At 61.3% G+C, this 25,383-nt stretch carries 22 protein-coding genes; 8 read left to right on the plus strand and 14 right to left on the minus strand.

Going from position 1 to position 25,383, the window contains the following annotated elements; translation table 11 throughout:
- Positions 1-11: 11 nt before the first annotated feature.
- From VSQ83_RS10280 to VSQ83_RS10315, 8 genes are all read right to left on the minus strand, one after another.
- Positions 12-707 carry an ABC transporter ATP-binding protein gene (locus tag VSQ83_RS10280; protein ID WP_326426506.1) on the minus strand — a complete coding sequence of 232 codons (696 nt, stop codon included), beginning with the start codon at positions 705-707 and terminating at the stop codon, positions 12-14.
- Positions 707-1,465 carry an ABC transporter ATP-binding protein gene (locus tag VSQ83_RS10285; RefSeq protein WP_326426508.1) on the minus strand — a complete coding sequence of 253 codons (759 nt, stop codon included), beginning with the start codon at positions 1,463-1,465 and terminating at the stop codon, positions 707-709. The genes VSQ83_RS10280 and VSQ83_RS10285 overlap by 1 nt, the downstream gene beginning before the upstream one ends.
- On the minus strand, positions 1,462-2,472 hold the full coding sequence (locus VSQ83_RS10290; RefSeq protein WP_133077413.1) for a branched-chain amino acid ABC transporter permease: 1,011 nt from the start codon (positions 2,470-2,472) through the stop codon (positions 1,462-1,464). Before VSQ83_RS10290 ends, VSQ83_RS10285 begins: the two co-directional genes overlap by 4 nt.
- Position 2,473: 1 nt before the next feature.
- On the minus strand, positions 2,474-3,334 hold the full coding sequence (locus VSQ83_RS10295; RefSeq protein WP_019821837.1) for a branched-chain amino acid ABC transporter permease: 861 nt from the start codon (positions 3,332-3,334) through the stop codon (positions 2,474-2,476).
- 69 nt (positions 3,335-3,403) lie between these two features.
- Positions 3,404-4,606 (minus strand): ABC transporter substrate-binding protein, encoded by a 1,203-nt coding sequence (locus VSQ83_RS10300; RefSeq protein WP_326426511.1) that lies wholly within the window; start codon positions 4,604-4,606, stop codon positions 3,404-3,406.
- Positions 4,607-4,700: 94 nt separating this feature from the next.
- Positions 4,701-5,471, minus strand: a complete 771-nt coding sequence (locus tag VSQ83_RS10305; protein ID WP_219261433.1) for a FadR/GntR family transcriptional regulator — start codon at positions 5,469-5,471, stop codon at positions 4,701-4,703.
- Positions 5,472-5,694: 223 nt separating this feature from the next.
- Positions 5,695-6,552 (minus strand): GNAT family N-acetyltransferase, encoded by an 858-nt coding sequence (locus VSQ83_RS10310; RefSeq protein ID WP_326426513.1) that lies wholly within the window; start codon positions 6,550-6,552, stop codon positions 5,695-5,697.
- 53 nt (positions 6,553-6,605) lie between these two features.
- Positions 6,606-7,325 carry a murein L,D-transpeptidase catalytic domain family protein gene (locus tag VSQ83_RS10315; RefSeq protein WP_219261435.1) on the minus strand — a complete coding sequence of 240 codons (720 nt, stop codon included), beginning with the start codon at positions 7,323-7,325 and terminating at the stop codon, positions 6,606-6,608.
- A gap of 144 nt (positions 7,326-7,469) precedes the next feature.
- Here VSQ83_RS10315 and VSQ83_RS10320 point away from each other — a divergent pair, with 144 nt between their 5' ends.
- Both VSQ83_RS10320 and VSQ83_RS10325 read left to right on the plus strand, forming a co-directional pair.
- The gene (locus VSQ83_RS10320; RefSeq protein WP_326426515.1) at positions 7,470-9,029 is read left to right on the plus strand and encodes a L,D-transpeptidase family protein; all 1,560 of its coding nucleotides are present in this window, start codon (positions 7,470-7,472) and stop codon (positions 9,027-9,029) included.
- A 91-nt stretch (positions 9,030-9,120) separates the two neighbouring features.
- The gene (locus VSQ83_RS10325) at positions 9,121-10,203 is read left to right on the plus strand and encodes an NAD(P)H-dependent flavin oxidoreductase (RefSeq protein ID WP_326426517.1); all 1,083 of its coding nucleotides are present in this window, start codon (positions 9,121-9,123) and stop codon (positions 10,201-10,203) included.
- Here the strand turns inward: VSQ83_RS10325 and VSQ83_RS10330 are convergent.
- The 6 genes from VSQ83_RS10330 to VSQ83_RS10355 all read right to left on the minus strand — a co-directional run bounded on the left by VSQ83_RS10330 (position 10,176) and on the right by VSQ83_RS10355 (position 16,191).
- A complete protein-coding gene (locus VSQ83_RS10330; protein WP_219261438.1) occupies positions 10,176-11,489 on the minus strand; it encodes a spinster family MFS transporter in 1,314 nt (437 codons plus the stop codon). The genes VSQ83_RS10325 and VSQ83_RS10330 overlap by 28 nt on opposite strands.
- Before the next feature lie 73 nt (positions 11,490-11,562).
- On the minus strand, positions 11,563-12,585 hold the full coding sequence (gene dmpG, locus VSQ83_RS10335) for a 4-hydroxy-2-oxovalerate aldolase (RefSeq protein ID WP_219261439.1): 1,023 nt from the start codon (positions 12,583-12,585) through the stop codon (positions 11,563-11,565).
- 10 nt (positions 12,586-12,595) lie between these two features.
- Complete coding sequence (locus VSQ83_RS10340; protein ID WP_133077422.1) at positions 12,596-13,525, minus strand: acetaldehyde dehydrogenase (acetylating); 930 nt, start codon at positions 13,523-13,525, stop codon at positions 12,596-12,598.
- Positions 13,526-13,546: 21 nt separating this feature from the next.
- The gene (locus VSQ83_RS10345) at positions 13,547-14,338 is read right to left on the minus strand and encodes a fumarylacetoacetate hydrolase family protein (protein ID WP_219261440.1); all 792 of its coding nucleotides are present in this window, start codon (positions 14,336-14,338) and stop codon (positions 13,547-13,549) included.
- A gap of 73 nt (positions 14,339-14,411) precedes the next feature.
- Positions 14,412-15,185, minus strand: coding sequence for a glucose 1-dehydrogenase (locus VSQ83_RS10350; protein WP_219261441.1), 774 nt, complete (start codon positions 15,183-15,185; stop codon positions 14,412-14,414).
- Positions 15,186-15,210: 25 nt separating this feature from the next.
- Positions 15,211-16,191, minus strand: a complete 981-nt coding sequence (locus tag VSQ83_RS10355) for a flavin reductase family protein (RefSeq protein WP_219261442.1) — start codon at positions 16,189-16,191, stop codon at positions 15,211-15,213.
- A 173-nt stretch (positions 16,192-16,364) separates the two neighbouring features.
- Between VSQ83_RS10355 and VSQ83_RS10360 the strand changes: the two genes are divergently transcribed.
- The 6 genes from VSQ83_RS10360 to VSQ83_RS10385 all read left to right on the plus strand — a co-directional run bounded on the left by VSQ83_RS10360 (position 16,365) and on the right by VSQ83_RS10385 (position 25,376).
- A complete protein-coding gene (locus VSQ83_RS10360; RefSeq protein ID WP_219261443.1) occupies positions 16,365-17,801 on the plus strand; it encodes a coniferyl aldehyde dehydrogenase in 1,437 nt (478 codons plus the stop codon).
- A 59-nt stretch (positions 17,802-17,860) separates the two neighbouring features.
- Entirely contained in the window at positions 17,861-19,426 is a 1,566-nt protein-coding gene (locus VSQ83_RS10365) for an amidase (RefSeq protein WP_326426523.1), read from the plus strand.
- 135 nt (positions 19,427-19,561) lie between these two features.
- Positions 19,562-20,749, plus strand: a complete 1,188-nt coding sequence (locus VSQ83_RS10370; protein WP_326426525.1) for an acyl-CoA dehydrogenase family protein — start codon at positions 19,562-19,564, stop codon at positions 20,747-20,749.
- A gap of 59 nt (positions 20,750-20,808) precedes the next feature.
- Positions 20,809-22,554, plus strand: a complete 1,746-nt coding sequence (locus VSQ83_RS10375; RefSeq protein ID WP_219261446.1) for an FAD-binding protein — start codon at positions 20,809-20,811, stop codon at positions 22,552-22,554.
- Positions 22,551-24,311, plus strand: a complete 1,761-nt coding sequence (locus VSQ83_RS10380; RefSeq protein ID WP_326426528.1) for an FAD-binding protein — start codon at positions 22,551-22,553, stop codon at positions 24,309-24,311. The genes VSQ83_RS10375 and VSQ83_RS10380 overlap by 4 nt, the downstream gene beginning before the upstream one ends.
- A gap of 33 nt (positions 24,312-24,344) precedes the next feature.
- Positions 24,345-25,376 (plus strand): ferredoxin--NADP reductase, encoded by a 1,032-nt coding sequence (locus VSQ83_RS10385; protein WP_326426530.1) that lies wholly within the window; start codon positions 24,345-24,347, stop codon positions 25,374-25,376.
- Positions 25,377-25,383 lie beyond the last annotated feature (7 nt).

The raw sequence follows: 25,383 nt of genomic DNA on the forward strand, positions 1-25,383 counted from the left end.
CGAATCTCCCTTCAGGCGCTCAGGGCCAGGTAACGGTTCTTGATGGTCGGGTTGGCGCGCAAATCGGCGGCACTGCCTTCGTACACCACGCGGCCTTGCTCCAGTACGTAATGACGGTCGGCCAGCTTGTCGCAGACCATCAGGTTCTGCTCCACCAACAACACAGGCAGACCATCGTCCTTGATCTTGCGCAGGATTTTCACCAGCTCGTCGACGATCACCGGGGCCAGGCCCTCTGTGGGTTCATCCAGGATCAGCAGCTTGGGGTCATTGAGCAGCGCCCGTGCGATGGCGAGCATTTGCTGCTCGCCGCCGGACAACGCGTGGCCGGCATTTTTGCGCCGCTCCTTGAGACGCGGGAACATGGTGTACACATCCTCCAGTTGCCAGCGGCTGGTTTTGCGTTGAGCAATGCGCAGGTTTTCCTCGACGCTGAGCAGGCGGAAGATGCCGCGATGCTCCGGCACCAGGGCCAGTCCTTCGCGGGCGATCTCGAAAATCTTGCGCCCGACCATGTCCTGGCCGTTGAAGCGGATCTGGCCTTTACGCGGGCAAATGATTCCCAGGATGCTGCGCAAGGTGGTGGTTTTACCCGCGCCGTTGCGGCCCAGCAGCGTCACCAGTTCCCCTGGGTTGACCTGCAGCGAGACGCCTTCAAGGACGTGGCTTTTGTCGTAGTAGGAATGGATGTTCTCGACGGTCAGCATCAGGCGGCTTCTCCCAGATAGGCGACACGTACGCGCTCATCGGCGCGAACGAATTCGGGTGTGCCTTCGACCAGGATCTGGCCGTGGCTCATCACGGTGATGCGCTGGCTGATGGACATGACGATGCTCATGTTGTGCTCGATCAGCAGCACCGTGTGATCGCGCCCCAGGTCACTGATCAACTGGGTCATGATCGGAATATCGTCAATGCCCATGCCGGACGTCGGTTCGTCGAGCATCAGCAGCTTGGGTTTGGAGCAGATCGACATGCCCACCTCCAGCACCCGTTGCTGGCCGTGGGACAACTCACCGGCCAGGGTGTCGGCACGCTGGGTCAGTTGCAGGCGCTCCAGCACCTGATCGGCCATCTCCAGGTGTTCGCGGCGACTGTCCACACGGCGCCAGAAATTCAGGGCCGCCAAACCATCCCGGCCTTGGGCCGCCAGGCGCAGGTTTTCCCGAACACTGAGGTTTTGAAACAGGCTGGTGAGCTGGAACGAACGGGCCATGCCCAGGCCAACGCGGCCGTGGGACGGCTTCTTGATGATGTTCTTGCCATCAAACAGAATTGCCCCACCAGTGGCCTGACGCTCGCCGGTCAGGCAGTGGAACAGGCTGGTCTTGCCCGCGCCGTTGGGGCCGATCACGGTATGGATGGTGCCTTGTTCGACGTTGAGGCTGACGCCGTTGACCGCACGAAAGGCGCCATAGGCCAGCTCCAGATTGTCGGTTTGCAGCAGATATTCAGGCGTGCTCATGGCTGCTCCTCCTGCACGGGCAGGCTGGTTTTACGTTGCCCTTTGATTCGTTCGAACAGGCTCGAGAATCCGCCCCACAAGCCGCCGCGCATAAACACCACCACCAGAATCAAAATGACCCCCAGCAGCATCAGCCAGCGCGGCCACAGATCAGACAGGAATTCGCCCAGCAACACGATGGAACCTGCGCCCAGCAAGGAGCCGAACAAGGACCCGGTACCGCCGACGATGGTCATGATCAGAATGTTTTCCGACATCGCCAGGTCGATATTGGACAGCGGTACAAAGTGCAGCAGCATGGCGTAGAGCGCTCCGGCAATACCGGTGACGGCGCCCGAGAGCATAAACACCAGGATTTTGAAATGCCGGGTGTCGTAGCCAATGGCAGCTGCGCGGGTTTCGTTTTCGCGGATCGCCATCAGCGTGCTGCCAAAAGGCGAGCTGATAACGCGGCGGGCGCCGATGAAAATCAACAGGAACAACACCGCGACAAAACCGTAGAAGTAACGTGCGTCGCTCAAGGACATCAGCACGGTGTCACCGATACGGATTTCAGGCCGTGGCACGTTGAGCAGGCCGTTGTCGCCGCCGGTCCAGTCACTCAGGGTGTAGGTCAGGAAGTACGCCATCTGGCTGAAGGCCAGGGTCAGCATGACGAAGTAGATGCCGGTGCGGCGAATGGCCAGGGCGCCCACCAGAAACGCCAGGAAACCGCCGGCCAGTGCAGCGCCCAGCAAGGCACTGAACAGCCCCAGGTGCAGATGGATCATCAGCAAGGCGGCGCAGTAGGCCCCGGCGCCAAAGAAGATCCCTTGGCCGAACGACAACAGCCCGGTGTAGCCCAGCAGCAGGTTGCAGGCCAGAGCTGCCATGGCGAAAATCAGGATTTCAGTGGCCAGGGTCGCGGAAGGCAACACCAGTGGCAAACCGACCAGTACCGCCACCACCAACAGCAGCATGGAGCGCGACTGGGTTTTGGCGAAGGGCAGGGGGTTTTTCTCGCTCATGTCAGGCTCTCCCGAACAGGCCGTAAGGCCGCAGCAGAATGACCACGGCCATTGCGCCGTAAATCATCAGGCTCGCCCCTTGGGGCCAGATAGTTGTCATCAGGCTTTGCACCACGCCCACCAACAGGCCGCCCACCAGCGCACCGCTGAATGAACCCATGCCGCCGATCACCACCACCACAAAAGCCACCCCGAGAATTTCCGGGCCGACAAAGGGCTGGGCGCCGCGCAATGGCGCAAACAGCACGCCGGCCACACCGGCGAGTCCAGCGCCCAGGGCGAACGTCATGGAAAACAGGCGGAAAATGTTGGTGCCCAATAGCGATACGGTTTCCGTGCTTTCACTGCCGGCGCGCACCAGGGCGCCAAAGCGCGTGCGCTCCAGCAGCAGCCACAGACCGAATCCCACCAGGGCTGAAAACACAATCAGGAACAGGCGATAGTAGGGGTAGACAAAGTCGCCGATCACCAGCACGCCGCGCAGCAACTGCGGTACGGCGACGCTTTTGCCCACCGGGCCCCAGATCATCACGCTGGCTTCCTGGATGATCAGCGCGATCCCCAGGGTCACCAGAATCTGGAACATGTGGGGCAAGTGATAAATCCGCTGGATCAGCAATCGCTCAATCACCCAGGCCAGTGCGGCGACGAGCAAGGGCGCAAGCAGCAGCGACAGCCAAAAATTGCCGGTCAGGCTGACCGCGGTGTAGCAGATGTAAGCGCCCAGCAGGAAAAACGCGCCGTGGGCGAAGTTGACGAAGTTCAGCAGGCCGAAAATGATCGTCAGTCCGACGGCAATCAGAAAGTAGATCATCCCCAGGCCAAGGCCGTTGAGAATCTGAAACAGGTAGAGTTCGAGCATGCAGATACCCTCTGCAGGCGATCACGGGTGATCGGCTGCCAGTAGCAAAAGCTGAAGAAGTGCCGGGGCTCAGCCCAGAACGCAGCCGGTGTCTTGTACCGGGGCAAACGACTGACCGGAGCTGACCACTTGGGCGAGATCGTCCTTGTCACTCATTTGGTCAGCCGGTTTGCCGACCAGCAGGTAGTAATCCTTGATCACCTGATGGTCACCGGCGCGAATCGATTCGGGGCCGGTCGGGCCTTCGTAGCTCAAGCCCTGCATGGCTTTGGCCACCGTGGGGCCATCGAAACTGCCGGTGGCAGCGATGGTGTCGAGCATGACCTTGGTACTGATGTAGTCGGCGGCCAGGGGGTAGGTGGGATTGATCCCGTATTTGGCCTTGGTGATCTTGACCAGTTCGCGGTTGAGCGGAGTATCCACCTGATGCCAGTACTGGGCGCCGAGGTAAACGCCTTCGAGAATATCGCTGCCCAGTTCCTGGAATTGATCCAGGCCAGCCGACCACACCAGCAGAACGTTCATTCGCTCCTTGATCCCGAAATTCACCGCCTGGCGAAGGGTGTTGGACGACTGGCTGCCAAAGTTGAGCAGCACCAGCACATCGGGCCTGGCAGCAATGGCATTGGTCAGGTAGCCGGAGAACTCCTGTTCCTGCAGGGAGTGATAGCTGTTGCCGACATGTTCCAGGCCATGCTCCTTCAGCACCTCTTTGGTGCCCTCGAGCAGTGCTTCGCCGAATACATATTGCGGGGTGATGGTGTACCAGCGCTTGGCCTCGGGCAATCGCTTGATCAGCGGCACCAGGGTTTCGCGCACGGCGCCGTAGGTGGGCACCGACCAGCGAAACGTCGCCTTGTTGCAGTCCTTGCCGGTTACTTCGTCGGCACCCACGGGGGTCATGAAGACACCGCCTGCCTTATCCACTTCCTTTGCGACGGCCAGTGCTGAAGACGACAAGGTACAGCCCTGAAAGAAGCGCGCGCCGTCCTGGGCAATCGCCTCCTGTACCTTGCGCACCGCCTTGCCGGCGTTGCCCTCGGTGTCGATCACCTTGTAGTTCAGGGGGCTGCCCAGCAACTGCGGATACTGCTCTACCGCCAGGCGCGAGCCCATGTCGGCGAACTTGCCATAACTGGCAAAGGCACCGGACATGGACTTGAGGCCATAGAAGGTAAAGGGTTCGGAGGCGAAGGCATGGCGCATGCCCAGCGGAAGGCTCAGGGCACTGGCAGCGGCCAGGCTTGCTTTCAACAAAGTGCGACGTTGCATGGGGAAACTCCCTGGTTTGATTAGTTATTGGCAGGAGTAGCAATGGCAAACGGCGGATCATGGCCTGTGGGCAGGCCTTTTATTGGCACAGCGATTAGTGGTTGTGATCGAATTCCAGCAGGAAATGCGGGCTGACCTGGCCCTCGAGGGCGGTCATATGATGTTCGGCGTCGCACATGTGTTCGTGCATCAGGCTGCGCACAGAGGCTTCGTCCTCTGCTTGCAAGGCAATCAGCAGTTGCTTGTGATAGTCGAGGTTGGCGGCGTCGAACTGCTTGCGCTTGGGTTTGTAGGCTTTCTTCAGCACCACCAGGTCGCGCAGCAGATCGTTGAGAAATTGCGCCATGAAACTCAGCAGTGGATTGGGGCATGCCCGTGCCAGCAGGTTATGAAATTCCAGCTCTGCCAGCCGCTGTTCCCGTTGTCCGGCTTCACTGTCTTCGGGGGCGCTGCAAAAATCCACGTTGGCTTGCAGGGCCAGATAGTCCTCGGCACTCAGTCGGCCAATCACCGACACCGCGAGTTCGACTTCGATCACCTTGCGCAACTGGTAAACCTGTTCGCCATCCAGGTGCTGAAAGTGCAGGTAGTTGCGCAGGGCTCGACTGGCGGGCTCGGTCCCGGCCTGATTCAGGTAGGCGCCGCCGCTGGGGCCGGTGCGGGTGTTGACCAGGCCTTCGACTTCCAGCGCCTTGAGTGCTTCGCGGGCAGAGCCCTTGGAGCACTGAAAGCTCTCCATCAGCTCCCGTTCCGTGGGCAACCGGTCACCGGGCTTGAGTGCGTCGGTGACGATCGAGCGCTTGACCGACTCGACAATCACATCGGAGAGCTTCTGGCGTTTACGGTGCAGGGGGCGACTGAGCATATTTTCTATTTATCGTATTAATGCGGATTAATAGTAATAAATAGCGCCGAGCCCGATGAGTCAACAACAGGCCCGGGGAGGTGTCGTTTTCAATGGAAAAGGGTCGGTAACGGATAAGAAACGGCAGGGCGGGGTACTGCAGTGATGCTATCGCGAGCGAGCCCGCTCCCACATCCCCTGTGGGAGCGGGCTTGCTCGCGAGGCAGGTTACTCGTTCGACAGCTCAGCCAATGGCCTGGGAAACCAGTGCGAACTGGCGTACGAAGTCGCCAGGCTGCGGGGGCGTACCCAGAGCCATCTGGGTTACGCGGTCCACCGGTTCAAGGCCCGCCAGGGTCAGCCATTCACCCAGGCCGCTGTCCATCGGGACGTCGATGCGCACAAATTGGTTGGGGATCCGGGCGAGCAGGGTGGCGATCAGGTGCCTGGCCTGGCGGGTGTTTTGTGCAATGACAGGGCCAATGCAGTGACCGCGTCCGGCCCGGCGCAACAGGGCAAACGCCTGTAGCTGACCCTCGCGCACGATCCCCGCCGAGTGCACGATCGTGTCATGCAACTGCTCGAAGAGGGCGCTTCGGTCCAGCCCGCTGCCTGCGTTGGCCAGCAACAGTTGCCGGGCCTGATCCTGTTCGCAGAGGTCACGCAGCTGCTCATCTTCTGCAAGGGGTTCAAGTGTCACGGCGTGGGCCAGGCCCTGGCGCTGTTCAATGGTGCCGAACTCGACAAAGCCCTGGCTCAGGTACAGCGGGGCGCCAGCAACGGAGGCATTGAGGATCGGAGTGCCTGGCTGGCAAGCGTCGAGTGCCTGTTCCATCAGCAGGCGGCCAATGCCCTGGCCCTGAAAATCGGGGCTGACCACCACCAGGCCAATGGTTGCAAAGTCGCCCTGGGGGCAGGCAAATGCCGTACCGATCAAACGCTCATCGACCGTCGCTACAAATCCTTTGAAGACCCGCTGCAACAGGCCCCAGTCTTCCAGTCGGTGGGGCCAGTCCAGTTGCGAGGACAGCCCGTGGGCTGCGGGTAAATCGGCCTGGGTCATGGGACGATAAATACAGGCACTCGTGTGCAGCGCGGACATGGTTAATCTCCTTGGACATGTACGCACTATGTACCGGCATTGCGCCTTCGCTTTCAACCCCCGGGCATGACCTCATGCCTGGCTGACACAATGCTTGCCACCTGCCGTGGCTGGCAGTTGAGGTAGGCCGAGGATTGCAGCCAGCGCTTGTCGGGGTACCAGGCGAACATGAACTGGCCATTCTTGAGCTTATCGACCACCTTGCGCGCCACTTGCGGGCGTACTGCCGGGCAGCCAAGGCTGCGGCCGATACGGCCCTGGGTCTTGCTCCACAGCGGATTAACGTAATCTGCGGGGTGGATCACGATCGCCCGTTCGCGGGCCTGATCATTGATGCCCGGCTCCAGGCCGTCCATGCGCAACGAATAGCCGTGGCTGCCGACATAGCTTTCCTGCGTACTGAACAGCCCAAGGCTGGACTGGTTGCTGCCTTCGGTGTTGGAGAAACTGGTGGCGAAGTTCTCGCCGGATTCTTTTCCGTGGGCCACCAGATCTCGTAGAACCAACGTCTTGCGGTTCAGGTCAAAGATCCAGAGCCGTCGTGCCGTTGAAGGCTGGGAGAAGTCGATCACGGCCAGATGCTGGGCCTGCTTGGCACCATTGTTGACCGCGCATTGCATGGCACTCAGAGCGCTTTTCAGGGCCTGCGGGTTGAGTTCGGGGGCGGCATGGCTGAGTTTGCTGAGCAGTTGGGGATTGGCAGCGTATGCAGTGCTGCAGGTTGCAGCCAGTGCGAGGGCTGCGAAACAAAGGCGACGTAAAAAGATAAGCATAAATAGCGTGTTCTCGATGATGTCAGGCCGGCAATCCTGCGCCGATAACTTGGCGATCCTGCGTTAGATGCTAGCCTGTGGGTTTACCGTAACTGCAGATTCAGTTGATGTACCTGGTGACGGCCCTTAATTGGAGTTAAGCAGTTGTTCAAAAAACGCGCATTTTACTTGAGCATTGTCCTGCTGACTGCGCCATTGGTCGCTGTAGCCGATCCCCTACCTGAGGGTTCCCTGAGTCCGGTTCAGCAGGCACTCAGTCAACTGCCCCAGGACTGCCCGGGCCTGGCGGCGCGAGTCAATGGGGCTGCCAAACAACTGCTGCAGGGTTTTTATCTGGGGCAAAACGATCAGTTGGTCTGGACCGACAACCAACGCCTGAGCGCCTTGCAGTCGGCACTGGGGCAGTTGGCGGATGACGGTCTGAACCCAGACAACTACAAGCTGCCAGCCACTCGGGACGTGTGCGCCGATATCGAGATCAGCCAGCAGTACCTGCAGGCATTGCAGGATCTGCACTATGGGCGTCTGCCCCAGTCGCAGTTCGAGCCGGTATGGCATGCCAGCGAGGTGCCGCAAGACCGTCAGGCGCGGATTCTGGCCCTGGCAGGACCCGGCCTGAACGATATTCCCCATGCCTTTGCCCAGGCGCGTCCCCAAGGCGAGCTGTATCAGAACTTGCGCCGGGTCTATGCCCGCCAGCGTCTGCAACCACTGCCACAATGGCAGCCTCTGGCCAGCGGCCCCTTGTTGCGGCCCGGCATGCAGGATGCCCGGGTGCCCGAACTGGCCCGACGGCTGCTCAACGAAGGCTACCTGAACCACCTGCCGGCTTCTGTCGATCACACCTACACCAATGAGCTGGCGGCAGCCGTGAAGAGCTTTCAGCTTGATCACTCGCTGCAGGCCGACGGTGTGATCGGGGCAGGGACCTTGAAAGAGCTGAATATCAGCCCCCGGGATCGGCTCGAACAGCTGCGCATCAACCTTGAGCGATTTCGCTGGATAGCCCAGGATTTTGAGCCTGACAGCCTCCTGGTCAATGTGCCTGCTGCACAATTGACCGTGTACCAGAATGGCGTGCCCGTGTGGCAGACCCGCACCCAGGTTGGCCGTGCCGAGCGTCAGACGCCGTTGCTCAAATCCAGGGTGAATCGCTTGACCCTGAATCCGACCTGGACCATCCCGCCGACCATTTTCCGCGAAGACAAACTGCCGCAGATCCGCCGCGATCCGTCTTTCCTCAGCCGCCAGGACTTGCAGATAGTGGACAGCAATGGCCAGCCGCTGGCGGCCCAGGACATCGACTGGGACCGCCCGGGCAATATCCTTCTGCGTCAGGGCGCGGGGCCGAGAAACCCCCTGGGCCGAATTGCCATCCGGTTTCCCAACCCGTTCTCGGTGTACTTGCACGACACCCCTAGCCAGGCGTTGTTCAGCAAGGGACCGCGGGCTTTCAGTTCGGGCTGTGTGCGGGTCGAGTCGGTCTTCCAGCTGCGTGACTTGCTGGTGACACCGGCCGAGAAGGCCCGTACCGAAGAGCTGTTGAGTACGGGATTGACCCATGAATTCAGATTGTCCCGGCCGATGCCGATCTTGATGACCTACTGGACGGCCCAGGCGAACAAGGATGGAAAAGTGACCTATGCGCCAGACATCTACAACCATGACCCGGCTTTGATTGCGGCGTTGGCCGGAAAGAAATAAGAACTGTAGTCGCTGACGAGCGGTGCGAGGCTGCGCCTTCGCAAGCCAGCCGCTAGTATTGGCATCCCGATCATTACCCGTGAGTGCCCTCATGAGCTGCTGGCCCGATTCTCGCCTTATCGACTTGCTCGGCATCACCCATCCCATCATCCAGGCCCCCATGCTGGGCGCTGGCGCCGATATGATGATCGGTGTCGCCAAGGCCGGTGGCCTGGGCTCTCTGGCCTGTGCAACGTTGAACCTTGAGTCGATTCGCTCCGAAGTGGCGGCCTTTCGGGCCGAGAGCGAGCAGCCCCTGAACCTGAATTTTTTCTGCCATCAAGCCCCTGCTTACGATGAAGCCGCGATCGAGCACTGGAAGTCGTTATTCAAGTCCTACTACACCGAGCTTGGGGCCGACTATGACGCGCCCACTCCCGTGTCGAGCCGCGCGCCCTTTGACGAAGCCACCTGCGCCCTGGTCGAAGTGTTGCGCCCCGAAGTGGTGAGTTTCCACTTCGGTCTGCCTGCCCCGGAGCTGGTGGCCAGGGTCAAGGCCTGCGGAGCAAAAATCCTCAGTTCAGCGACCACGGTCGAAGAGGCCCGATGGCTGGAACGCCACGGCTGTGACGGGATCATCGCCATGGGCTACGAAGCTGGCGGGCATCGGGCAATGTTCTTGAGTCGTGAGCTGACTACCCAAATCGGTACCTTTGCCCTGGTCCCGCAAATCGTCGATGCCGTGGACATACCGGTAATTGCCGCAGGCGGCATCGCCGATGCACGGGGTATTGCGGCGGCGTTTGCGCTGGGGGCCAGCGCCGTGCAAATCGGCACCGCCTACCTGTTTTGCCCGCAGGCAAAACTGGCCGCACCCCATCACCGTGCCTTGCGCGAAGCCGACGCCAGTGACACCGCGCTCACCAACCTGTTCACCGGTCGACCGGCCCGCGGCATCGTCAATCGGGTGATGCGCGAACTGGGCCCGATCAATACGCAGGCACCTGCCTTCCCGCTGGCGGGCGGTGTGTTATTACCGCTCAAGGCCAAATCCGACCCTGGCTGCGCAGACTTCATCAACCTGTGGGCGGGCCAGGGCTTCCCCTTGAGCCCCGGACGCACGGCCGAGCTGTCGTCCTATGAGCTGACCCGCAAATTTGTCGATGACTATGCCGCACGCTCCGCCGCTAAATAATGGGTGTGTGCAGCATGGGTGGAGGTGCGGATCAGCAACACGACCGCACCGGCTACCGGCAGACTCACCAGCAATAACGCGTAGCGCAGGGATTCAACGCCGAAGGACGGTTGCAAGGCATCACTGAACAGTCCGGCCAGCAAAGGACCAACCCCAACCCCCAACACTGTCGAGATGATGGTCTGCAAGGCCATGGCCGTGCCTAGGCGGTTGGCAGGGACCAGTTGGGTGACCAGGTTGTAAGACGGCGCCACCCACCACACCACAAAAAAACTGTACAGCGCGCACCACAGCATCGAGCTGGGGACGGGCACGCTGCCCAGTTGCGTCCACACCGTGTTTGGCCACAGCAGATAGGCGAACAGCGCAGCCAGCGCGGCCACATTGCCGATCACCGGGATACCCACTTGCCAGTGCGGGTTGCGTGGCGTCAGGTGATCGCTCAGCCAACCGCTGAACAACGCGCCGATCCCGGCAAAACCGCCACAGATGAAACCTGCCAGCAGCCCTGCATGTTGCAGTGACAAACCGTGGGAGCGCACCAGGAAACTGGTGTTCCACATGCCGATCGCATAGGAGCCCAGCGTGGTCAGGCCGCCCGCCAGAACCAGGCAGCGGTAGGCGGGCAGTGCCCAGAGTTTGCGGGCCTCACTGCCCATGCTTTGCAGGGGATGGGCAGCATGGGCGCTGGCCAGACTCCAACGGCCCCTTGCCGGGTCTTTTGCGACAAAGGCCAGCAACGTGGAGAACAACAGTGCGGGCAGACCGATCACGATGAATGCCGTGCGCCAGCCATACTGCTCGACCACCCACGCCCCCAGGCTCAGGCCGATGACGGCGGAAAAGGTCGGGGCGGCCGTGAAGCAACTGATGGCAAACGAGCGGCGATGTGGCGGGTACAAATCGGCAATGACCGACATCGACGCCGAGGTGGTCGGCGACTCGCTCACGGCAACCGCCATGCGTGCCACGGCCAGCATCCAGAAACTGACCGCCAGGCCACAGATCATGGTCGCCACCGCCCATAACAGGCAGGCAATCGCCAGCAGTCGGGTACGGGACATCCGATCTGCCAGTCTCCCGGCAGGCAAGGCGAGGAGGGCGTAGATTCCGGCAAATGCCAGGCCCGAGATCAGCCCCATCGCCGTATCACTGACCCCGAACTCTGCCTTGATCGGTTCAATCATCACCGCCAGAATCTGGCGGCCGACAAAATTGTCGGCAAACATGGCCGCCAGCAACAACAGCAAAGCATGGCTGCGCCAGCCGACCTGAGCATTGGGCATGGTTGAATTCCTGTCAGATGGAAACGCCAAGGGCGCTGATCAGATCAGCGCCCCTGACAAAAGGAGCAAAGCCTCAGGCCCGCTGGCGGGCCAGGGTCATGGCAGTGTCTTCGATCATGTCTTCCTGACCGCCCACCATGCCGCGACGTCCCATCTCGACGAGAATTTCCCGCGCCGGTACGCCGTATTTTTTCTCGGCGCGCTTGGCGAACAGCAGGAACGAGCCGTACACCCCGGCATAGCCCATGGTCAGGGCATCACGATCGCTGCGGATCGGGAAGTCCATGATCGGTACGACGAGATCCTCAGCCACATCTTGAATACCGAACACGCTGACTCCGGTCTCAATGCCCATGCGGTCGCACACTGCCACCAGGATTTCCATCGGCGTATTACCCGCACCTGCGCCCAGCCCGGCTGCTGCGGCGTCGATGCGTGTGGCACCGGCTTCGATGGCAGCAATGGAGTTGGACACGCCCATGGACAGGTTGTGATGGCCGTGAAAGCCGATCTCGGTGTCCGGGTGCAATGCCGCACGCAGGGCCTCGACCCGGGCCTTGATGTCGTGGGGCAGCATGTAACCGGCCGAGTCGGTGAGGTACACGCAGTTGGCGCCGAAGCTCTCCATCAACTTGCCCTGCTTGACCAGGCCTTCGGGGGTGTTCATATGGGCCATCATCAGGAACCCCACAGTGTCCATGCCCAGCTTGCGTGCATAGGAAATGTGCTGCTCCGACACGTCGGCCTCGGTGCAGTGGGTCGCTACGCGGATTGTATTGACCCCCAGCTCATAAGCCATTTGCAGATGGTCCACGGTGCCGATACCGGGCAGCAGCAGGGCCGAAACCTTGGCCTGTTTCATCATCGGGATCACGGCCGACAGGTACTGCTCGTCGGTGTGCGCCGGGAACCCGTAGTTCACCGAGCTGCCGCCCAGGCCGTCGCCGTGGGTGACTTCAATCAGGGGCACACCGGCGGCGTCCAGGCCACAGGCGATGTCTTTCATCTGTTGCAGGCTGATCTGGTGACGTTTGGGGTGCATGCCGTCGCGCAGGCACATGTCATGCACGGTAATTTTTTTGCCGCGAAGATCCATGGTCGACTCCTTAAGCGAGGGCAGGTTGAGGGGCGGATGCCTTGAGGTGCAGTTCACCCTTGAGGATTTCCTCGGCGAACATCTCTGCGGTGCGCGCAGCGGCGGCAGTCATGATGTCCAGGTTGCCGGCGTACTTGGGCAGGTAGTCGCCCAGGCCTTCTACCTCCATGAAAATCGACACGCGGTTGCCATCAAACACCGGCCCGTTGACCAGCTTGTAACCCGGGACGTACTGCTGTACCTGCTCGATCATGTTGGCAATGGCCAGGCTGATCGCGGCTTGATCCGGTTCGGTTTCAGTCAGGCAGTGCACGGTGTCGCGCATGATAAGCGGTGGCTCGGCCGGGTTGACGATAATGATCGCCTTGCCTTTTTTGGCGCCGCCCACCTGTTCGATGGCACTGGCGGTGGTGCGGGTGAACTCGTCGATATTCTTGCGCGTGCCCGGGCCGACCGATTTGGACGCCGCCGTGGCAACGATCTCGGCATACGCCACCGGTTGCACGCTGCTGACAGCCGCCACCAGAGGAATGGTGGCCTGGCCGCCGCACGTGACCATATTGACGTTCATCGCGCCGCGCTTGAGGTTAGCCTTGAGGTTGACCGGGGGCACGCAGTACGGGCCGATGGCGGCAGGGGTCAAGTCAATCATCAGCACGCCCAGCTCATTGAGCTTGCGGCTGTTTTCGGCGTGAACGTAAGCCGACGTGGCATCGAAGGCAATCTGGATATTGTCGGCCAGCACATGGGGCAACAGCCCGTCGACCCCGTCACTGGTGGTTTTGAGGCCCATCTCGCGGGCACGGCTCAGGCCTTCGGAGGTGGCGTCGATGCCCACCATCCAGACCGGTTCCAGTACGTCACTGCGCAGCAACTTGTAGAGCAGGTCGGTGCCGATATTGCCCGGCCCGATAAGGGCACATTTGATCTTTTTGGTCATGGGAAAGCTCTCGAACAGGGGTTAGGGCACGAAGCGCAGGCGGGCAGAGCCCAGACCGCTGAGGGTCAGGCTGACCTCATCGCCGGGTTGCACCGGCACCAGCGGCGCCAAGGCTCCGGAAAGGATGATTTCACCCTTGCGAAACGGGATGTCGAACTTGCCCAGGGTATTGGCCAGCCAGGCCACGGCGGCGCATGGGTGTCCCTGTACTGCCGAGCCGAAACCGTTACCGGCTGGCTGGCCGTTTTTCAGCATGTGCAGTTCGACCTTGGCCAGGTCCAGTTCGCGGGGGTTGATACGTTGCTCACCCAAGGCGAACACGCCGCACGAAGCGTTGTCGGCCACGGTGTCCTGAATGCGGATTTTCCAGTCGGCGATACGCGAGTCGACAATCTCGAAACACGGCGCCACCCAAAGGCTGGCAGCCATGACGTCTTCGGCGGTAATGCCGGGGCCGTGCAGGTCTTCGCCGAGAATAAATGCGATCTCGCCTTCGGCCCGTGGTTGCACCAACTGATGGGTGGCGAAGCTCACATCGCTGCTGTCCGGGACCTGCATGGAATCGGTCAGGAAACCGAAATCGGGCTGATGCACATCCAGCATTTCCTGCACGGCACGGCTGGTGACGCCGATTTTCTTGCCAATCACCTGCTCGCCAAGTGCCTGGCGGCGTTGCAAAAAGCGCAGGGAAATCCGGTACGCCATGTCCAGCGTCAAGTCCGGGTAACGCTGGGTCAGTGGCTGCAGGCTGCGGCGCTCGCGCAACGCATGAAACAGCTCATCGCCCAGGGCTTCAATCAACTGTGTGTCCATAAATACGCTCTCTTGAAACTGAAAAACCCCTTGTGGGAACAAGCCGCTCCCACACCGTTTGTAGTGCCCTGTACTAGCCCGGCCAAACGCTCGACTCTGCCCCTCCGTCCACTTCCAGGATCTTGCCGGTGACCCAGCGTGAAGCCGGGGAGGCCAGGTACAGCGCCGCTGCCGCGATGTCTTCAACTTCGCCCAGGCTTTGCAGCGGGGTGGCTTTGATCATGCCTTCGCGCATGGCAACCGGCAGCACACGGTTCAAGGCGTCGGTCAGTACCGGGCCGGGGGCAATCCCGTTGACCCGCACCAGCGGGGCGAAATCCTGGGCCAGTAAACGGGTCATGTGGCTGAGCGCAGCCTTGGCGGTGCCATAGGCGCTGAATTGGGTTTGGGCATAGCGCGCCGCGCCCGAGGTGATATTGATGATGTTGCCGCTGCCCGCATCGCGCATGTGCGGCACGCACAGCTGGCTCAGGTGATAGGCCGATGACACGTTAAAACGCATGATTTCTTCGAAGCGCTCGACACTCAGGGTCAGCGGATCGTTGGGGCCTGCGCCGCCTGCGTTGTTCACCAGATGGGTGATACGCCCCATGTGCTCCCGGGCCTGGCTGATCACCGCGCTGCGCTGCTCGGCGTCAGTCACGTCGCAGCTCAGGGCCAGGGCGCGGCGCCCCAGACGGCGAACTTCTTCGGCCACAGCTTCAACGTCGCTCAAGGTACGGGCTGCCAGTACCACATCGGCGCCTGCCTCGGCGCAGGCCAGGGCGATACCGCGGCCAATGCCGCGCCCGCCGCCGGTGATGACGGCCACGCTGCCGGTCAGGTTGAAGCGTTGAATAATGTTCATAAAGGGTCCTGTTCCTTCTAGGGATTTAGCGGGGCGCCCACAGATCGGGCAAGCCGGGATCACTGGCGGCAATCAGGCGCTTGAGCAGCACTTTAAGGGCCTGGGCATCGCCGGGAGCGAGCCTGGCCGACACGTTTTCCTCCACGGCCTTGGCCAGTGCCACTTGTTGCAGCGACGCTTCACGGCCCTTGGCGGTCAGCACATAACGCGGTGCCTGCTGGCTGCCTTCGAGGGCGACCAGATTCTGCTTTTCAAGAAAACGCATGCTTGCCACGGTCACGACATGCACGGTGTAACTGACGAAATGATTGATTTCATCCAGGGTCAGGTTGTCGCGAATACACAGGACCGAAAGGATAAAGAAGGCATGCTCGTCCAGCTGCTGATGGTTGAGCAGGCGGTGCAGGGCGTCGAGCAACTGGTAATGGGCGCGGCCCAGCAGGTACCCGAGCAAGTCTTCGGTGTAGCTGCATTCCGGCGGTGGCGGAGTGGTTGCCAGGCGCAGCTCGCTACGTGGTTTACGGGTCGCCAGGGCATATTGGCCGCTTTGAAAGGCCAGTGGTGCGCGGTCGCTGTGATCGAAGGCGAGCACTTCGCCGACAAAAATCACATGGTCGCCGCCTTCATATTGAAAGGCCGTGCGGCACTGAAACCTGGCGGTGCAGTCCTGCAGCAGCGGTGCTTCGCTGATGCCGTTGTCGAGTTCGATTTCGGCAAACTTGTTCTCGCCCTGCATCGCAAAACGTCCGGACAGAGGTTCCTGTTCGGTCGACAGCACATGCACGTTCCAGTGCTTTCCGGAACTGAACACCGGCAGGCTGCGAGCGGACTTGGCAAGACTCCACAGCACCAGCGGCGGGTTAAGCGACACCGAATTGAAACTATTGGCCGTAATGCCGATGGGCGATCCATCTTCAGCCTGGGTGGTGATGATCGTCACCCCGGTGGTAAAGGTACCCAGCGCGGTACGGAATGCCTGCGGGTCGAAACTGCTTTGCATTGCCATGACGAACCTCATGGATTGGATTTTCGTGCTGGCAGTATTCGCCCCGAAGCGGTGCGCTACATCGTCTTAATGGACTAACGAATACAGCCGATTATGGTCCGATTGGACGAGGCTAATCGGGGCGCTATTCACTAGGGTCAGCTCATTGAACCGGTGTATCAGAGGACTCATCCATGACGTTCAGCAGCACTGCTCCAGAACAGCTGTCCAGCCTGTTGGCGGCGCAAAAACAAGCCTTTGTCGATGCCGGGCACGTCAGCGCAGAGCTGCGACGGGCACGCATTCAGCGCGTGATAGAGCTCGTGGTGCGCTATCAGCAGCCACTGATCGAGGCTATGGATGAAGATTTTGGCGGTCGCCCCCAGGGCTTCTCGTTGATGAATGATGTTCTGGGTTCGCTGGCATCACTCAAATATGCTCGCGATCACCTTGCCCACTGGGTTGAAGATGAGCCGCGAGAGGTGTTTTCGCCTTATGACCAACTGGGTGCCAAAGCCTGGGTGATGCACCAGCCCAAAGGCTCCATCGGCATTCTGGGTACCTGGAATGCGCCGCTGTTCACCTTGCTCAGTCCTTTGGCCTGCGTACTGGCGGCGGGCAACCGCGCCATTCTCAAACCGTCCGAAGTGGTGCCCCGCACCGCCCGGGTTCTGGCCCAGGCCTTTGCCGACGTGTTTGACCCACTCGAAGTCGGTGTGGTGACCGGAGATGCCGGGCTGGCGCAGGTCTTCACCTCGCAACCCTTCGACCATCTGGTGTTTACCGGCAGCACCGCAGTGGCACGTTCGGTCATGCGCAATGCGGCTGAAAATCTGGTGCCATTGACCCTGGAGTTGGGAGGCAAGTCCCCGGTGATCATTTCCCGCAGCGCAGATCTGGCCAAGGCTGCCTTCAGCATTGCGGTGGCCAAAGCCAATAACGGTGGGCAAATTTGCATCAACCCGGACGTGGTGTATGTGCCGCGCGAGCTGATGGAAGATTTTATCGGCCTGCTGGGCACTGCCTACAGTGAATTGCTCCCCACCACGGACGACAACCCGGATGTGGTGGCGGTGGTCAATGCCCGCCATGTGCAACGCATCGACGGCTACGTGCAGGATGCCCGCGAGCGGGGCGCCCGGATCGAGAGCTTCCCGCAGGCACCCGAGGCCGACGCCCGAACCCGTCGGCGGGCGCTGCAGGTGGTGATCAACCCGCCTCGCGACAGCCAGATCATGCACGAAGAAATCTTCGGCCCGGCGCTGGTGTTGCTGCCCTATGAGCAGATTGATCGGGCGCTGGGCGACATTCACTCTCGCGAGCGCCCGCTGGCGCTGTATTACTTTGGTCAGAGTGAAGAAGAGCAGCGCCATGTGCTGCAGCACACGATTTCCGGTGGCGTGAGCATCAATGACGTGATGATGCATGCGGCTCTGCACGACGCACCGTTTGGCGGGATCGGCGCCTCGGGCATGGGGCATTATCACGGCCGTGAAGGCTTCCTGGAATTCAGCCATATGCGCACCGTTTACAAGGCCCCGGCCCATGACCCGCGGCGTGAGTGGGGCCTGCTGCCGCCGTATGGCGAGCACTTTTTGCCCACCATGCAATCGATGGTCACGGCTGACTGAATCCCGCCCCCACAGGACCCTGGCGCCTGAAACAACACAATCTGTTCTGGAGATTGACCTTGCACAACCCTGCTCAAACACCTGAAGAATCCACCGGCTGGCAGCGTCGACACGTTCTCAAGGCCGGTGCTCTGGCCGTGGGTGCCGGTCTGCTGGGACGCTTTGCACATGCCGACAGCACCGATGCGTTGTCGCCTGCCGAGTACCTGGCAATGGACGCCACGGACATGGCCCGTGCCATACAGAAAGGCGAACTCAGCCCGCAAAATCTGCTCGCGGCGGCCATGGCCCGATGTGATGCGGTCAATCCCAGGGTCAATGCCGTCAACATGCGCCATGACGACTACGCCAACGGGCTGCTCAAGGCCCGTGCTGCCAGCGGTGCATCGACCACGGGCCCTCTGGCCGGTGTGCCGATTCTGATCAAGGACCTCAATACCTACCTGGAAGGCACCCGCACCACAAATGGCTGCCGGCTCTACAAAGATGCACCGCTGGCCCCCCATACCAGCACCCTGATTGCCCGTTATCAGGCGGCCGGTGCCGTGCCGTTTGGCAAGACCACCTGCCCGGAGTTCGGGTTGACCACCACCACCGAATCCCTGCTGTGGGGGCAAACCCGCAACCCGTGGAATCTGGCAAAAAGCGCGGGCGGCTCATCCGGTGGGGCGGCTGCGGCAGTTGCAGCGGGGATTGTTCCGGTGGCCCACGCTACAGACGGCGGCGGTTCGATCCGGATTCCCGCGTCCTATTGCGGCCTGGTCGGACTCAAGCCGACGCGCTACCGCACCCCCAGCGGTCCGGGAAAATATGAGGGCTGGTTTGGTGCCAGCGTAGGCAACGTGGTGTCGCGCAATGTGCGCGATATGGCGTTGTTCATGGATGCGGGGCAGGGGCACGAGACCGGCAGCCCGTACTGGGCCAAGCCGCTGGTGCGCCCTTATGTCGAAGAGCTGCGCACGGCCCCCGGTCGCTTGCGCATCGGCGTGGTACGTGACTCGCTGACCGGCGCACCGCTGGACCCTGAGGTGGCGAGGGTGCTGGACGACACCGCCAAACGCCTGGCAGCCCTGGGGCATGAAGTTGAAGAACTGCGCCTGAACGTCGATCCGAGGCAGTTGTTCGGTGCCCATGGTTCGGTGATTGGCGATGCATTGCTGACGATGGTTCACGATCGTGAGCAAGTGCTGGGGCGAAGCGCAACTGCCGATGACTACGAGCGCATCACCCAGGTGGTGCTGGGCAATGCCCAAAAAGTCACTGGAGAAGGCCTGTACCGTGCGCGCCAGTCGTTCGAAACCATCGGCGGCTACATGGAAGATCAGTTCCAGACGTTTGACGTGATCCTGTCGCCGGTGACGGCCAATGTCACGCCGGACCTGGGGCTCTTGAGCCTCAATCAGCCCTGGGAGAGCTATGCCCACAATGCCATGGGCAGCGCGGCCTTTACCGTATTGGCCAACGTCAGCGGCCAGCCGGCCATTTCCTTGCCGGTGGGCATGAGCGACAACGGCCTGCCCATCGGCATGATGTTCACCGGGCCCCTGGGCGGCGAAGACGTATTGCTGCGTCTGAGTGCGCAGATTGAACAGGTGCGGCCTTTCGCGAAATTGCCGATTCTCTGAGGAGGTGGGAGCGGGCTCAGTGTGATGCCGTGTGTCTAGTCCGCTTTGACGATGATCCACCGTCGTGCAGGCAGGATTATTCGTCATGCACCGCCCGCACATTCGCGCAGCGAGAGACTGACGGAGAACGCACGGATGGATCAGATACGAGAGAAAAGTCCGATTGAGCTTGAGTTACTGCAACGTGCGCGCAATCTGATTCCTGCGCTCAAAAGCCGTTCAGTCCAGGCTGACAAAGACTGCAAACTGCCCGACGAAACCATTCGCGACATGCAAGAAGCCGGTTTGTTTCGCGCCCTGCAGCCCAGGATTTGGGGCGGCCATGAAGTCGACCTGCGTACCTTTTTTGAAATCCAGATGACCCTGGCTGAAGGCTGTATGTCCACTGCCTGGGTCTTTGGCGTGGTGGGGGTGCATCCGTGGCAACTGGCGCGTTACCCGATGGAGGCCCAGCGTGATGTCTGGGGCGAGGACAGCTCCGTGCTGGTGGCGTCCACCTATATGCCGGTGGCCAGGGTCACGCCGGTCAAGGGTGGTTATCAGGTCAGCGGACGCTGGGGCTTTTCCAGTGGCAGCCAGCATGCACAGTGGTGCCTGCTCGGCGGCATCGTACCGCAAGACGAAACAGGCCCTACCGAACACGGCACCTTCCTGATTCCGGCCAGCGACTATCGCATCGAACAGAACTGGGACGTACTGGGCCTGCGTGGCAGCGGCAGCCACGACATTGTTGTCGAAGACGCTTTTGTCCCGGCCCACCGGCTCCAGCGCACCAATAACTACAGCATCGAAGCTACGCCGGGGTGCCAGGTCAACACCAACCCGATGTACTCCATCCCGTTTGCCCAGGTGTTTGCCCGCGCTGTATCGACGTCGGCCCTTGGTGCCTTGCAAGGGGCCATCAACGAGTTCCGTGACAACGCAGCAAAGCACATCGGCAAGCACGGTACCAAAACCGCCGAAGACCCGGCGGCCCAAGCGGTCGTGGCCGAAGCCATCATCACCGTCGACTCGCTCAAGCTGGTGCTGATGCGTAACTACGGGCACCTGTTGGCGCTGGCCGCTGCCGGGGAATACCCGGATGTCGAGACCCGTTTGTTGTATCGCTACCAGTCCTCCCACGTGACCAACGTCTGCGCCGATCGGGTCAGTGACCTGCTGCGCTGCATGGCCGCTTCGGGCTTGTACAACACCAACCCGGTGGGGCGTTATTTCCGTGACCTGCACCAGGCTCGCGGGCATATCGCCAACAACGAGGCGGCTTACCGCCGCAGTTACGGTCTTGTACAGCTGGGCCTGCCCAACGCGGACCCTTTTGTCTGATCGGGTCAATTCTCTGACCCGGTGATCAACCTCTGACCTCAGCGCAAGGCATAGCAATAATGACGGCTCACAATCAGTCTCAGTCCAGTTATGACGTAATTGTTGTCGGTTCCGGTGCCGGCGCCATGACCTCGGCCCTGTTTGCGGCTGATCAGGGCCTGTCGGTTCTGATTGTCGAAAAAAGCGATAAATATGGCGGTACCTCGGCGATTTCGGGCGGTGGTATCTGGATCCCGAACAACCATTATTTTGCTGCCATTGGCGGGCAGGACAGCCCTGAGCTGTCCCTGCAATACCTCAAGGCCGCGGCCGGCGAGCACGTTGATCCACAGCGCCTGCAGGCGTATCTGGACCACGCCGCGCCGATGATCAAAAAGCTCACCGACAACAGCCGCGTGCGTTACGCCGTGGCCGACAAATACCCCGATTACTACCCGCAACTGCCTGGTGCCTTGCCGGGTGGTCGCACCCTGGACCCGGAGCTGTTCGACACCAGCCTGCTGGCCGAAGAACTGCCCAACCTGCGCAAGCCTTCGCCGTCGACCCTGCTGATGGGCTGCATTGCCTGGACGGCCCGCGACGCGCACAAGGCCATGGCCCGCGGCTTTGGCTGGCAATGGCTGATTTTCAAGCTGATGGCCCGCTACAAACTCGACTTCAAATGGCGCCGCAAAAGCAAATACGACCGCCGCGCCGCACTGGGCAGCTCCCTGGTGGCGTCGTTGCGCCGCTCCCTGATGGATCGCAACGTGCCTTTATGGCTCAACACCGACTTTCAGGATGTGTTGCTCGACGGTGATCGGGTCAGCGGCATTAAGGTTGCAACGGGTGGCAAAGTCCTGGAAATCAAGGCCCGCCGTGGGGTGATTTTTGGCTCCGGCGGCTTTGAGCAGAATCAAACCCTGCGCGAGAAATACTTGCCGCAACCCACCCGGGCCAGCTGGAGCGCTACGCCACCGGGCAACAACACCGGGGCTGCACTTGAGGCGGGGATCAATATCGGTGCGGCCACGGCGCTGATGGACTGGGCCTGGTGGGCTCCGACCATTGCCGTGCCAGGCGAGGAAAAACCCCGTGGCGTGTTTGCCGAACGGGCGTTCCCGGGGGCCATTGTGGTCAACAGCCTGGGGCATCGCTTTGTCAACGAAGCGGCGCCGTACCTGGAATTCGTCGATGCCATGTACACAGACAACCGCAAGACCGGCGGCCGCTCGGTGCCGTCGTGGGTGATATTCGATGGTCACTTCCGTTTCCACTACGCCATGGGCCCGTTGATGCCGGCCCAGGTGGTCCCCGACAGCCGTCTGCGCAAGGAATGGCTCAATGCCGTGTACTGGAAGGCCGACAGCCTGGACGCGCTGGCCATCCAAATCGGGGTCGATGCCAAGGGCTTGAGCAGCACCGTGCAAAAAATCAACAGTTACGCCCAAACCGGGGTCGATCTTGACTTCGATCGCGGTGGCAACGTGTTCGATCGCTACTACGGCGATAGCAATATCAAGCCCAACCCGTGCCTGGCACCGTTACGCAAAGGCCCGTATTACGCCATGCGCCTGGATGCCGGGGATATCGGCACCAAGGGCGGATTGCTGACCAACCAGCACGCTCAGGTCGTACGTGAAGACGGCCAGCCAATCCCTGGCCTGTATGCCATCGGCAACTGCTCGGCATCGGTGATGGGCATCAGCTACCCCGGTGCCGGTGGCACCCTGGGCCCGGCAATGACTTTCGGCTACATCGCTGCCAACCATATTGCCAGCAGCGTGTCGGCAACCGCCAGCGCCAAGGTACGGGCACTGTCATGAGCCGAGCGAAGAGCACCTCCAGCAACAGCAAGATCCTCGCGCCCTTGCAGGTCGAACGACTGACCGCACGGGACTGGCAAGACACCTGCGACGTGCTGGTGATCGGCTGGGGCGCGGCAGGCGCCTGCGCTGCGCTGGAGGCCAGAAGCAATGGCGCCCATGTGATCGTGGCCGACCGCTTTACCGGTGGCGGTGCCAGTGCCAAGAGCGGAGGCGTGGTGTATGCAGGCGGTGGGACCCGGCACCAGCAGGCCGCAGGGTTCAACGACAGCACGCAAGCGATGTTCGACTACCTCAAGCACGAAACCCGGGGTGTGATCAGCGATGCCACCCTGCAAAAGTTTTGCGACGACAGCGTCAGCAACCTCGACTGGCTTGAGAGTCACGGTGCCCGCTACGCCCATAGCATGCCGCCGGGGGGCAAGACCTCATACCCGTCCGATGGCTACTTCCTGTATTACTCGGGCAATGAGCTGGTGCCCTCCCACGGCGGTGATCAACCCCCGGCACCACGGGGTCATCGCACCGTAGGCAAGGGCCAGTGCGGCGCGGTGTTGTACGCCCACTTGAAAGCCGCCTGCCTGCGTGCCGGAGTGCAACCCTTGCTGCAATCCGCTGCCCGGCGTCTGGTGGTGGATGCCAGCGGGCGTGTGGTTGGCGCCGAGTTCTGGAGCTTGCCCGAGGGCAGTCGCGAAGCGCGCTTGCATGCACGCCTGGCGGCACGGGCCGAGCGTCTGCAAAATTTCGCCCCCGGCTATTGCGATCGCCTGCGGCAAAAAGTCAGCCAGCTGGAGCGCGATCATGGGCAGCCGGTGCTGATCCGGGCCAGGCGCGCCGTCATTCTCAGCACTGGGGGGTTTATCTTCAACCGCGGGCTGATCCGCGATCATGCGCCCAACTTTCGCCGCAACTTCAAGGTCGGCGCTACCGGTTGCGATGGTAGCGGCCTGCTGCTGGGGCAGTCGGTGGGTGCCAGAAGCGAGCGTTTGAGTCGGGTATCGGCCTGGCGCTTTATCAACCCGCCGCACTGTTGGCCCAAGGGCATTGTGGTCAACACCCTCGGCCAACGGTTTTGCAACGAAGAAGTCTACGGCGCCACCCTGGGCCAGCCGTTGTGCGAAGAGCAGGGGGGGCAGGCCTGGCTGGTAATGGATGCACGCTTGCGCAAGCAGGCGATCCGCCAGGCGCTGTTTGGTGGCTATTGGTGGTTCCAGACCTTGCCGGCGCTGGCCTTGATGCTGCTCAAGGTACGCAAGGGCGCCAACCCTGACCGGTTGGCGACGGCCTGTGGGATGCAGGCCGGGGAGTTGAGTGGTGCATTGCGCGCCTACAACGCCGGCGCCCGAGGCGACGCACCGGATCCCTTTGGCAAGTCTGAAGGCAGCCGTCAGGTGCTGGACAAAGGGCCGTTTTATGCCTGCGATATCAGCGTTGGCAATCCGATATTCCCCCTGGGGGCGCTGACGTTGGGCGGCCTTAAGGTGGATGAGTCAAATGGTGCAGTACTGGACGCACAAGGCCAGCCGATTACGGGCCTGTTCAGTGCGGGGCGCACAGCCATCGGCGTGGCGTCACACCTCTACATCAGCGGACTGTCGCTGGCTGACTGTGTGTTTTCGGGGCGCCGTGCGGGGCTGGCTGCTGCTTGTGGGAGCGGGCTTGCGCGTGATGCAGGCGGCGCGGTGTCCATCGGTGAGCGCGATGATGCCAGCGCGAGCAAGCCCGCGCCCACAGAATCCACAAAGGTGACCCCTTGAGCGTAAATAGCCCGAATGTGATGAGTATCTGATATGACCCAACCTGCGTATTTCTCACTGCGTGTGGTGCAAGTCGTGACTGAAACGGCGGACTCCAGATCCCTGGTGTTCGACGTCCCGTTGGCCCAGCGTGAACAGTTTGCCTACAAACCCGGGCAGTTCTTGACCCTGCGCGTACCCTTCAATGGCGGCTGGCTGCCTCGTTGCTATTCGCTGTCGAGCACGCCGCTGCAAGACGAACCGTTGCGCGTAACGATCAAGCAAGTACGGGGCGGGCGTGCTTCCAACTGGTTGTGCAAGCACGTGCGCGAAGGCGATCAACTTGAGGTGCTGGCCCCGGCCGGGGTGTTTGTCCCTCGGCATTTTGACGATGACTTTGTGCTGTTTGGTGGCGGCAGCGGGGTGACTCCGGTGCTGTCGATCCTGCGCTCGGCCTTGATTGCCGGTACAGGCCGGATTCTGCTGGTTTACGCCAACCGCGATGAAGCGTCGGTGATTTTTGCGGCTGAGCTCAAAGCTCTGGCCAGTGCCTACCCCCAGCGCTTGCAGGTGATTCACTGGCTGGACTCGGTACAGGGTATTCCTGGCGTGGAGCAACTTGCGCAGATGGCCCTGCCGTTCGTTCATGCCCAGGCCTATATATGCGGGCCTGGCCCGTTCATGGACGCTGCTGTCAGCGCCTTGCATGATATTGGCATGGACCATGGGCGCATCCACGTCGAGCGGTTTGTGTCGTTGCCTGAAGAGGGCAGCGTGGCGGTCCCGGGCCCGGTCAACACCGATGTGATTGGCAGCCAGCTTTCGGTTCGCCTTGACGGTGAAGAGTTCGAAGTGCCCTGTGCTGAAGGCGAAACCCTGCTCAACGCCATGCAGCGCGCGGGTTTGAAACCGCCCAGTTCATGCCTGGTGGGTTCCTGCGCGACCTGCATGTGTACGGTTGAGCGCGGCAGTGTAGAGATGCTGCGCAACGATGCCCTTGACCAACAAGAACTGAATGACGGCTGGGTGCTGGCGTGCCAATCGGTGCCCAACAGCGAACAACTGCGTGTGTGTTTTCCCGAATAGCCTGAGA

It is taken from the genome of Pseudomonas sp. DSV-1 (assembly GCF_035830915.1).
GTDB lineage: Bacteria > Pseudomonadota > Gammaproteobacteria > Pseudomonadales > Pseudomonadaceae > Aquipseudomonas.